Genomic DNA, 11,544 nt, shown 5'->3' with positions numbered 1-11,544 from the left:
AGAAGAAAAGCTGAAGAGGTCATCGCCTCTTCAGCTTTTTTCATGGAGAAACTACTCTTCTTCAACATCGCCAACCGCGTCTACAGGAACCTCCACATATTCCTTTTCCCCCAGCACGATCTGAGCTTGTCCGTTCGTCAAATCAACCATCCTTGCGACAAACTCATCCTGTTCCCCCTCAGGGATCAACACATGCGCCGTAACCTTGTCTGTAAAATCCGTACCGCTCACGCGATGTTCGCCCAGACGCAGTTCGTTCTCCACCTTGCCCCACCACGTATAGTCCACGCTGACAGAGATCATCTGATGCAGCGTGTGCACCACGATCTTTGCAGCCTTCAATGCTGTGACCGTTCCAGCTGTATAAGCCCGAACAAGCCCACCGGCCCCAAGCTTGATTCCGCCGAAATAGCGAGTGACGACTACGACCGTATCCTTCACGCCGTTTTTCTTGATGCATTCCAGGATCGGCTTGCCCGCCGTACCGCTAGGCTCTCCATCATCGCTTGAGCGCTGAATCTGATCGTTTTCGCCAATGACAAAAGCAGAACAGTTATGAGTAGCGTCCCAGTGCTTCTTTTTGATCATCGCGATAAATGCTGTCGCTTCTTCCTCAGTGGTAACTCGCTGGGCATATCCGATAAAACGGGAGCGCTCAATGACGATATAATCCTCACCGTAACCAGCGATGGTTTTGTATTGGGTAAGCATCGTACAATCACCTCAAGAAAAGGATAGCATGCCAAAGAAATGTTGGCGAACATTGAAATGTTTTTGATACATAATCGTAGTACTCTATGTGGTGCTTGTGGAATAAAAAAGGAAAGGGAGGAGTTCCTTATGATTCCCTTATGAAAATGCTGGTATGGCATAATTTTGCGTGTGAGAAGGATAACTCTGTGATATAGTGATCTTGGGACAAACCACATATTTAATGTGGTTAATAATTTTATGCTCAATATAAAATAAAGGAGTGGAAGTCAGTGAATTTTCCATATTCGAAAAAGAAATGGATGTCTATCAGTTTGGCGGCATTATTAACAACAGCCCTTGGCGCAGGAACTTTGACAGCATCTGCGAATACAGGCTCCGATCAAGCAAAGGCACCTACGACTGTACAAGCGTCTACCGATAAAGTAGCAGCTGAGGCAGGCAAAGCGAATACGACAACGACTGATACTGCCGCAACAGATGAGTTGACGTTGGAAAAAGCGATTGAACAAGCCTTGAAAAGCAACGTCACATTACAAAATGCTCGTTTGGATGCGAAAAATGCAGATATTAACGACTCGATCATCTATAGAAGCACGGCACAAATGACAGCAGATATGCTGGATTCCTTAGATGCTGCGCAAGCAAAGTATGTGAGAAGCGCCCAAAGTGAAATGACCAAGAAGCTGAATGCCCTCGCTGTTAAGTCTACAGAAGGAAAGATCAAGTTAGGCGCACAAGATGTCTATTACAAACTGATTTTTGCTCAAGATGACGTGAACCTAAAAAAACAAAGCTTAGACCGTGCTGAAGCACAACTGAAAGTAGCCAAGGCTGCATTTGATGTTGGGACGAACGCGAAAACAGACGTCCTTGAAGCGGAAATGGGCGTAGCTGGTGCAAAAGCTGAGTTGACGAACGCGGAAAATAACCTGGAAATTGCCGTGATGAATCTGAATGATTTCCTCGGCGTTGATCTTCAAAAAGAATGGAAAATCGTCTCTGCCAATAAAAAAATGGCTCCAATCTCGATCACCATGAAAGATGCCGAGAAGGAGGCCCTCTCTAAACGCTTGGAGATTACGAAAGCAGAAGAAGAGCTCAAGCTGGCAGAATTGAATGTGAAGCTGATCGCCGAGTATACGGCGGCTTCAACTCTTTCTGGTCAAGAAGCTCGCAACAACGTTGAGAAATCGAAGATTGCCATTGATGAGGCAAAACGTACCGTTTCGAAGGACGTTGCACAGGCATACCTCAACCTAAACGCAGCTCGCGAGGCGATTGACTTCCAAAAAGCAGCAAAAGATTCCGCAGCTGAGAGCTATCGCTTGAAAAATTTGCGTTATGAAAATGGACTTGCGACGACTTTAGAGGTCATTCAATCGGAAGAAACATTGTCTACTCGTGAGAATGCGTACCAAAAAGCTATCCTGTCTTACAACTTGGCTGTTGTAAACTTTGAAAATGCATTAGGAAATTAACCTAATTCAAGCAAGATTATGAGGTTTTGAACCAAATTGGAAAAAGGTTCAGTCGTGACAGCCCGCCATATGTCCCCTATAATACGGATTGTGGCGGATGTCACTTCGTACATAATGGACAGGTGAATAACGAACCACGAAAAAAACTTTAAATTTTTTTCGAAGGCGCCGCAACTTTTGATTCGCTCAGGCGTTTAATAGGATGTCACACGAAAAACGGGGAATTGTGTAAAAAAGATTCACGAATTCTAGCAGTTGTGTTACACTAGTGATTGTTGCATTTTACACAATACTGAATATACTAGAGATTTTTAACACAAAAAGCGAGGCTTTCCTGCGAAAGGAGGTGACACGCGCTTGCAGGATTCGGGCTTTAAAAAGAAAGATAGATTAACAACAAATATTCCCCAAGAACAATTTGTTTATACTAGAGGAGGAGAACACAAGGTTATGAAAAAGGTCGTTAACAGTGTATTGGCTAGTGCACTCGCACTTACTGTTGCTCCAATGGCTTTCGCAGCAGAAGAAGCAGCAACTACTACAGCTCCAAAAATGGACGCTGATATGGAAAAAACCGTAAAACGTCTGGAAGCTCTTGGCCTGGTAGCAGGTTATGGCAACGGCGAATACGGTGTAGACAAAACTATCACTCGTGCAGAGTTCGCTACTCTGGTTGTTCGCGCTCGCGGACTGGAGCAAGGTGCGAAATTGGCACAATTCAGCAATACTTACACAGATGTGAAATCTACTGATTGGTTTGCTGGTTTCGTAAACGTAGCTTCCGGCGAAGAAATCGTAAAAGGTTTCCCGGACAAATCTTTCAAACCACAAAACCAAGTTACTTATGCTGAAGCTGTAACTATGATCGTTCGTGCACTGGGTTATGAGCCATCCGTTAAGGGTGTATGGCCTAACAGCATGATCTCCAAAGCTTCCGAGCTGAACATTGCTAGAAGCATCACTACTCCTAACAATGCAGCAACTCGTGGCGATATCTTCAAAATGCTCGACAACGCTCTTCGCGTAGACCTGATGGAGCAAGTTGAATTCGGTACTGACATCCGTCATGAAATCACGAAAGAAACTCTCCTGACTAAATACCTGAAAGTTACTGTTCGTGACATGGAATGGGCTCAAGAAGCTGGCAACGACAGCGAAGACCTGCCATTGGTAACTAACGTACCAGCTATCGGTCTGGGCAAAATCAAAGCTAACGAAGTTACTTTGAATGGTAAAGACGCTGGTATCGGCAACACTACTTACAAAGTAGCTGACGGTATCAACGCTAACGATTTCGATGGTCAACACGTACAAGTGTGGATCAAAGACGACAAAGAAGACGTAATCGTTTGGATGGAAGGTTCCACAGACCAAGAAGTTATCATGGACCGCGTTGGCGAGTTCACTCTGAAAGGTAAAACTTTCGAAGATCCAAAAGATCTGAGCAACTCTGATCTGGCTGATCTGAAATTGGAGTTGGATGCTAGCGAAAAAAGCTACCGCTTCAACAAAAACACTAAAGTAACTTACAACTTCACTCGCTTCAACGATCCAGTTGATGGTTTGAAAGAAATCATCAAGGACAACGCTGATGGCGGATTCACTTTCGGTGCAAAAGTTGTTCTGGACAACAATAACGAGATTGCTTACATCCACGTTATTGACGACCAATCCATGAACAAAGAAGACGAAGGCGTTAAATACGGTTCCGAAGTTATCTCCAAAATCGATACTGATAAGAAGAAAATCACGAACCGTGATAACGACAAGTTCAACGATCTGGATGGCAAAGAAGAAGGTAAAGACTTCTTGGTATTCCTCAACGGTAAACCAGCTAAATTCAGCGATCTGAAAGAAGGCATGGTTTACAGCGTATACTACGCTGATGGCGACGAAGACAAATTGCTGGTATTCGCTACTGACACAGTAGTAGAAGGTAAAGTAGACAAAGTTGTTAGCCGTAACAACAACGACTACCGCCTGACTATCGGCGACAAAACATACCGCGTTTACGAAGGTGCTACTTTCTCCGATGACGGTAACAAAGATGTTCAAGACATCGACAAAGACCACTGGGATCTGGTTGACAGCTTGGACGACGAAACAGTAAAACTGTACCTGGATGCTTCTGGTCGTGTTCGTCACATCGAAACTAAGGATGCTATCGACGATCGCAAACAAAAAGCAATCGTTACTCGTTCAGCTACTTTCAACACAAGCAAAGACACTTGGGATTTCCGTGTGTTGACTCAAAAAGGTAAGGAAATTACTGTTTCCCTCGAAGCTAAAAATATCTATGACTTCGATGGTAAAAACTTCTCCAGAGACAACAAGAATCAAGATGATCTGGAAGACATCCTGGTACCTAGCAAAGACAAGGACACTCTGCTCTTAGAAGTAACTCTTGATGCAGATGGCAAACCAGGTAAAGTTGAATTCCTGAAACCTGTAAAAGTTGAACAAGAATCTGGTAAAGCTTGGGATGACCTCGCTGATGAAGACGACGACATGGTTGGCGACTACGAAGTTACTGACAAAACAGCTGTCTTCAACATGACTGGTAAATTGGAAGAGAGCAGCAAACGTAAAGAACTGAAAAACGCTAAAACTGCGAAGTTCAAAGACGTTGCTGACGAAAACGACCTGTCTGTAATCTACACTGTAAACGATAAAGACGAAGTAGAAGCAATCTTCGTTGTTGAAGGTGATGGTTTGACTGGTGATGCTCACTACGGTCAAGTGATCGACTTTGGTCGCAAAGGCGGTAAAGACACCATCAGAGTATGGGAAAAAGATGGCGACAAAGTTGTTGAGAAAGAATACAAACTGGATGGCGATCAAGACGATCTGAAGGATGAGGACATCCGTCGTAACGACTTCATCGCATTCACAGTGGATTCCAACGACGAAGTTGTTGTTGACGATGTAGTTGAAGTAGTTAACAAAAATGCTAAAGGCATGCTCGCAGAAGTAACTGACGAAAAAGGCATGAAAGATGCAAACATCGACAAAATGGTCGTTGGTTTGGTTTCTGATGTAAGCAAAGACACCATCACTTACAAAGATGCTGACGACAACAAGAAGAAAGCTAGCATCAAATCTGCTACAGTTTACTTCGATCTGTACGACGACTTCGGTGAAGCAGATGGCGTTAACGAAGGCGACTACGTTGTAATGATCGACAGCGGTGACATCTCCGGTACTAAATACGACTATGTTCTGATCGTTTCTGACGCGAAGACAGTTCGTAAAGACAAACTGGAAGATGACGCAGAAGCATTCTTGAAGCAAGAGCCTTCTGAAAAACCAGATCCAGATACTAAATGGGATGCTCTTCCATCTAAAGTAGAAGGTAAATTCACATCTGCTGGTCCTGTTAAACTGTACCGTGCAACTGTTGAGTTGAATAGCAAGGTTAAAGCTGAAGATGTAGATGCTATCGAGTTCTACTTCAACGGTAAAAAAGTTGAACCTTCCCTGTTGAACTTCAAAGATGGTGTAATCACAATCGGTTACAACACTGAAGATAAAGTAACTTCCAGCAAAATCAAAGTTACTAACAAAAACGGTAAAGATTCTGACGAAGCAACTGTAACTTTCGTAGAAGCGTAAGAAATACAGTTAATTAGTTAGAAGTTAGTATCGGGTTACTAGGTAGAGCTAGAGGGGAGTTATCCCCTCTAACTCTTATTACCCAAACAATAGAGAACTTCCTATCAAACATACGGAGGGGTAGTACGTGAATAAAAAAGTGGTACTTTCTGTTCTTTCTACAACACTTGTAGCTAGCGTTGCAGCATCTGCATTTGCAGCACCAAAAGATGGTATTTACATTGGTGGAAACATCAAAAAATACTATTCTACTGACGTTCTGTTCGAAATGACTCCACAAGCTAAAGCTACTTATGCTTCTGAGTTGAATGCTATGGCTTCTGACTTTAACAATGTAGTTTTCGTTGACTACAAAGGAAAAGGCGCTTCTATTGAAGAGCTCTTCACTAAAGGCAGCAAAGTTGCTCTGGGCGAGCCTCTGAAAAAAGAAGACTTCGCTGATCTCTACAAAGTAGTGAACAAAGATGGTTCTTCTACTGCAACTGAAGATGCTAGAGCTAAAGTAGATCCTACTCCTACTGGCGATCTGAACGTTGAATCTGTAAGTGCTAATAACCTTAAAGAAGTTGTAGTTACATTCGACAAAGCTGTTGACGCTGATACAGCTGGAGACAAGGCTTATTACACCTTCACCGCAAATAAATTGGCTGTAGACAAAGTAACAGTATCTGGTAAAACAGTGGTTCTTACTCTTGCAGCTAAAGCTGAAAATCAAGCTTCCTATGAGTTGAACGTTGATGGTATTAAAGGCTTGGTGAAAACCACAAAAGAAGTCAAGTTCTTCGATAATACAACTCCAACTGTAGCAGCTGTTGCTGCAATTGGTCCAAAACAAGTAAAAGTTACATTCTCTGAGCCACTGAGTGCAAAACCAAGCTTCTCTGTTAACAACGGTGCTATTGCAGTTGTAGCAGATAACTTTGTAGAGGGTACTAAAGAAGTAATTTTGACTTTGGGAGCTCAACCAACAGCTAGCACTAACACTGTGACTGTTGAAGGTGGAGCAGATTATGCAAGTTACAAAGTAGAGAAAGTAACTAAGGACTTTACTGTTGTAGCTGACACAACTCCTCCTACAGTTTCTGTTAAAAAGGCATCTGCTAAACAAGTGGTTTTGGAATTTAGCGAAGATGTACAAAACGTGCAAGACAAAAACGTTGTATTCTACCACACTACTAAAGGTCATGAAGGTTACAAAGGTACAATTCTTGGAGTAGATGGTAAAGAAGTTACAATCTCATTCGTAAATCCACTCCCAGAAGGTCAATTCAAAATTTTTGTGGATTATGTAGTAGATAACGGTACTCAAATTTCTGACTTGTGGGGCAACAAACTTCCTGAACAAGTTATCACAGGAACGTTTGCTGCTGATACAACTCCTCCAACAGTAACAAAAGTTGAAGCAAAAACTAACACAGAAATTCACGTTACATTTAGCGAAACAGTAAATGGCGCAGATAACAAAGCAAACTTTACTTTGAAAGGTGTAACAGGTAATGTAATTCCACTTACCAAAGCTGAAGTAGTTGATGCAGCTAAGAACATCTACAAAGTAGTTACTACTGAACCATTGAATGGTGGTTCTTACTACTTGACAGTCAAAGGTATTGAAGATGCTTCTAAGAATAAACTTGTTGAGTATACCGCAACTGTTGCTGTTGCAGATACAGTACCTCCGAACGTGAAAGACCTTGATCCAGCAACACCAGGTACAGATGCTCAATTGATCTCTCCAACTAAAGTGAAAATTGCTTTCACTGAACCAATGGACAAAGCGTCCATCGAGAATAAAAACAACTACATGTTTAATGGATTTAACCTCGATAGCAAAGTGACTTTAACAGCTACTGACAGCAACACTGCTGTGGTTGTTGACTTTACTAATGTAGTTGGATTCAATGGCTTCAAAAATGGTGATGCTATCTCTGTAGGACGTGTACTGGATACAGCAGGAAATCCAAAGACAGAAATGCAAACAAAAGTTAATTTGCCAAACAGCGTGTCCGCTCCATTGTTTGATAAAGCTGAGGTAACTGGTAAAAATACAGTTAAACTCTACTTCAAAGAACTCATCATCAATGCGAAGGCTGACGACTTTGCAGTTGATAATGGAGAAGGATATAAAGCAGTTAACTCCATTTCCAATGATGTTGTAGAAAATAAATCCGTAATCACTCTTACTACAGGCAACGATTTGCCAACTACGGCAGCTGGTGTGAAAGTTAAAACTGTTGGAGAAGTAGATGCTAAAAACCAATACGGTGTAGCTGTAGCTCTGACTGATGTTCCTGCAGACGACAAGATCGGTCCTAATTGGCTTAAAGCGGAAACCGTTGATACAAACAACAACGGAAAAATCGATCAGTTCAAACTGACTTTCTCTGAGGCACTGTATGTTGCATCTGTTCAAGATAGCGACTTCAGAATTGAAGGGTACACTATCGCCGGTGTAGAAACTAAAGGTGAAGTTGTAACTATTAAAGTCACAGAGTTGGACATCGATGATTCCGATGCTACACCTACAGTAGCAGTTATTGGTTCTGTAGAAGACCTGAAACGTAATGCATCTGGTCCATTTGAACCACAAAAAGCTATTGATGGTGTGAGTGCACCAGATAAAGAAGCACCTGTAGTAACAGGTGTTGAGGCTGGAAAAACTTACAACACCGCAGTAACACCTGATTCAGCTGATAAAGATATCAAAACTGTAGTTTTGAAAAAGGATGGAAAAGAACTAGCTGGTTATGCTTTGAAAACACCAATCAGTGAAAATGGCTCATATGAGCTAGTTGTAACTGACAATGCAGGTAACACCACAACTGTGAAATTCAAAGTTGATATTCCAGCTGAAGATAAAAAAGCACCAGAAATTAAAACTGTAACTGATGATAAGGTCGCTGTTGCAGATGCACCAAAATGGGAAGCACCAAAAGCTACTGCTACTGATGATGTAGACGGCGACATCAGTGATAAGATTGCGGTAACTTATTCAAGTGAAGATGCAGGAAGCAAAGTAACAGACTTGGCTTCTGCTCAAACTCACTTGGGTACTGCAGGTAACACTGTAAAAGTAACTTACAATGTAACTGATAAGGCTGGAAATCCTGCTACAGCAGTTTCCGCAACTTTTACAGCAATCTAATTAAAATCACGAAACGTTACTTCATACAACTCATTACCTGAGTGAAAGAAGTGGAGAACGGCCCCTAGACAACTTTCAAAGCGGTCTAGGGGCTTTCTCTAATTGTCCTGTAAAATATAAATATACTGGTGTAATCTCAATCCATGAGAATAGCCTAACCCCTCATGTACCTAATCCTCCTTCACGAAAAGCAGTCCTATACCAACTCCCCTCTTGAATTCAGGTGAAGTCGTACTTGCTGAGATGCAAGGGGGCTCTTTAAAAGTTGACTATGGTCAGGGACAGAATCCATGGTGATTCAAAACTAGATAGCTGTTGTTAGGTAATTAAGCGCAAACAACAGGCGATGTACCCGAGATCGTGCAGACGAAACAGGAACAATTCAGGCTGTTAAACCTGTTTTTCTCGGATTGTATAGTGGGGACCTAAGACCAGCAAACAAGAGATAGACAAGGTGGAACGTTTGAAGTCTTATCTGAAAAAGTGGTTCACACCGGTGAGGTTGATAAGATGGCAACGGGTTATAGTAGTATGGATGGCATGTCATTTGTACCCGTAGTGGAAACACAGGCATGGAGAGGAAAACTGGCGGAGAGCGATCGCATCCATTGAAGATGCGCCGTGGACAAAGCCATTCCAGAACATTGTAGACCTAATATCTTTACATATAAAAAAACCTCCCAAACCTGATGTAAGCCACTGGTTTAGGAGGTAATGTTCAACCATTATGTTGGATCAATTATACGAAAGAGAACACCTTACACTTTCCCAATCAACGTACTAATTTCTCTCTCATACCCATACCGCTTGAAAAACTCAATCAAAGCCACAGCAAAAATATCTCGCTGGCTAATGTTTTTCTCTTTGCTATATTCCCGCACTAGTTGGTCTAGTGTATTTGTCATATGGACGGACTTCGTAACGAAAACGCCAGGCACCGCATATCGCGGAACTTTACCTGATTCGGATCCAGGCACGATGAGATCGATTAGACGGCCTCTGTTGCGCTCTAGCATCTCGAGTAGGGAAAGATACTGATCAAGCTGATTCGAAGGCGTATGACCTACTCTATTCGTTATAGAAGGCCCTTCTTGTTCTTCCAGAGAGTGCTCCATAACTTTCATTTCTGTCTCGCTATATTTGCTTTCCTGTTCCTCAAGTTTCCCATATTCCTTCACATAGTTCTTCGTATCAGAACACCACTTGTATCCTTTTGCCCTCATATATGTTGCCAGTTCTCGATGATCCTGAAAGCCCATACGTTTGGCAATCGTCTTCGCATCTGCTCCTTCTTTCTGAAAGAGCGAGAGAATCGTCGACTCCATTGAGGACTTCATTAAATCCTTGCTTGGATCCCACTTCTCTGTACTTGTATGTATAGGTACATAGGCTTGTTTATAACGATCCCACATAAAGTTCTTACGACGCATGTAAATATCTAACGTCTTGTAATTCTTATGTCCCAGTTCTTGGGCTATCTCATCTCTCGTTTTTCCCTCAACCATGCCTCGTAATATCTCATTGACTCGTTCGTCATAGATTGGTTTTTTCTCTGTCCGTATATCCACTCTCTACACTCCTATATATCTCTCTTTTAAAGTGTTTGGATATTTTATACACTCACCTACAGATGGCTGATCGCATCTCGCAGCTGATCTAGATTGGTGTGTGTATAAACACTGGTTACGTTCAAAGATGAATGACCTAGAAGTTTTTGTATTTGTACCAGATTAACATCCTTTTTAACTAACTGACTTGCAAAGCTGTGGCGGAGGATATGCGCCGTTACTTTCTTGCTCCAGCCTAATCGCTTGACTGCTTCTGTAATTTCGCGATTAACGTAAACCGGAGAAAGTTTACCCGTTTTTTTGGTACAAAAAAAACGATTGGAATCAGAATCAGGTCGATGATGAAGTACATATTCTTTCAACATCGGTAGTAAACGAGGGGAGATGGGAATAAACCGATCCTTGTTTCCCTTACCCGCCACCACATGAATTACTTGTTGATCCCATTTCACTTCATCGACTTTCAGGTTTAGACACTCTGAAATTCGCATACCAGTCATGTATAGAACCATGACGACAAGTCTAATGAGTGGGTGATCAATTTCACTAACTAACTCGTCTACTTCTGCTTCTTCCAAATATGTTCTTTCTTTTTGCTGTACCTTTATTTTCTCAACTGACAATGCAATATTCCGGGAGACCCATTCTTTTTTCTGAGCATAAGCAAAGAATGAACGGAAAGTATGAAGGTTTCGTTGTCTGCTGGCAGGTGCATAGGCACGTTCTGTTTTAAGATATAGAAGAAAATCTTCAATATCCGTTACTAATACTTCGTCGATGTATGGTTCGCAGTTGTATTTCCTTTCCAGAAAGCGGGTGAAGTATGACAAATCCTTTTTATACCCCGTAATCGTTTGTTCACTCCGACCAATTGAAGACAAGTATTGCAAGAAAATATCTATCGCTTGAGTTAAGACCATTTGTCTCAAAACACCACCATAAATGCCAGTGTACTCAAGTAAAAAGAGTACCTGTAAGGTAAGGACAATACTTTAAGTATAACCGTTTTTTGGATTTTTAAATACAATAA

Annotated in this window: 6 protein-coding genes; 3 read left to right on the top strand and 3 right to left on the bottom strand. The window is 41.9% G+C overall.

The window, feature by feature from the left end; translation table 11 throughout:
- Positions 1-51 precede the first annotated feature (51 nt).
- Positions 52-711 carry a YigZ family protein gene (locus tag BBR47_RS27100; RefSeq protein ID WP_015893591.1) on the bottom strand — a complete coding sequence of 220 codons (660 nt, stop codon included), beginning with the start codon at positions 709-711 and terminating at the stop codon, positions 52-54.
- Between the two features lie 272 nt (positions 712-983).
- Here BBR47_RS27100 and BBR47_RS27095 point away from each other — a divergent pair, with 272 nt between their 5' ends.
- The 3 genes from BBR47_RS27095 (at position 984) to BBR47_RS27085 (ending at position 8,946) form a co-directional block, all read left to right on the top strand.
- Complete coding sequence (locus tag BBR47_RS27095; protein ID WP_041749690.1) at positions 984-2,192, top strand: TolC family protein; 1,209 nt, start codon at positions 984-986, stop codon at positions 2,190-2,192.
- Between the two features lie 450 nt (positions 2,193-2,642).
- Positions 2,643-5,804: an S-layer homology domain-containing protein gene (locus BBR47_RS27090; protein ID WP_015893589.1), complete on the top strand. Its 3,162-nt coding sequence runs from the start codon at positions 2,643-2,645 to the stop codon at positions 5,802-5,804.
- Positions 5,805-5,931: 127 nt separating this feature from the next.
- A complete protein-coding gene (locus tag BBR47_RS27085; RefSeq protein WP_015893588.1) occupies positions 5,932-8,946 on the top strand; it encodes an outer cell wall protein in 3,015 nt (1,004 codons plus the stop codon).
- A 758-nt stretch (positions 8,947-9,704) separates the two neighbouring features.
- Here the strand turns inward: BBR47_RS27085 and BBR47_RS27080 are convergent.
- Positions 9,705-10,514: a hypothetical protein gene (locus BBR47_RS27080; RefSeq protein ID WP_041749689.1), complete on the bottom strand. Its 810-nt coding sequence runs from the start codon at positions 10,512-10,514 to the stop codon at positions 9,705-9,707.
- A 56-nt stretch (positions 10,515-10,570) separates the two neighbouring features.
- Positions 10,571-11,434, bottom strand: a complete 864-nt coding sequence (locus BBR47_RS27075; protein ID WP_041749688.1) for a tyrosine-type recombinase/integrase — start codon at positions 11,432-11,434, stop codon at positions 10,571-10,573.
- Between the last annotated feature and the right edge of the window lie 110 nt (positions 11,435-11,544).

Source organism: Brevibacillus brevis NBRC 100599, assembly GCF_000010165.1.
Classification (GTDB): domain Bacteria; phylum Bacillota; class Bacilli; order Brevibacillales; family Brevibacillaceae; genus Brevibacillus; species Brevibacillus brevis_D.
This window is presented reverse-complemented; position numbering and strand designations above follow the sequence as displayed.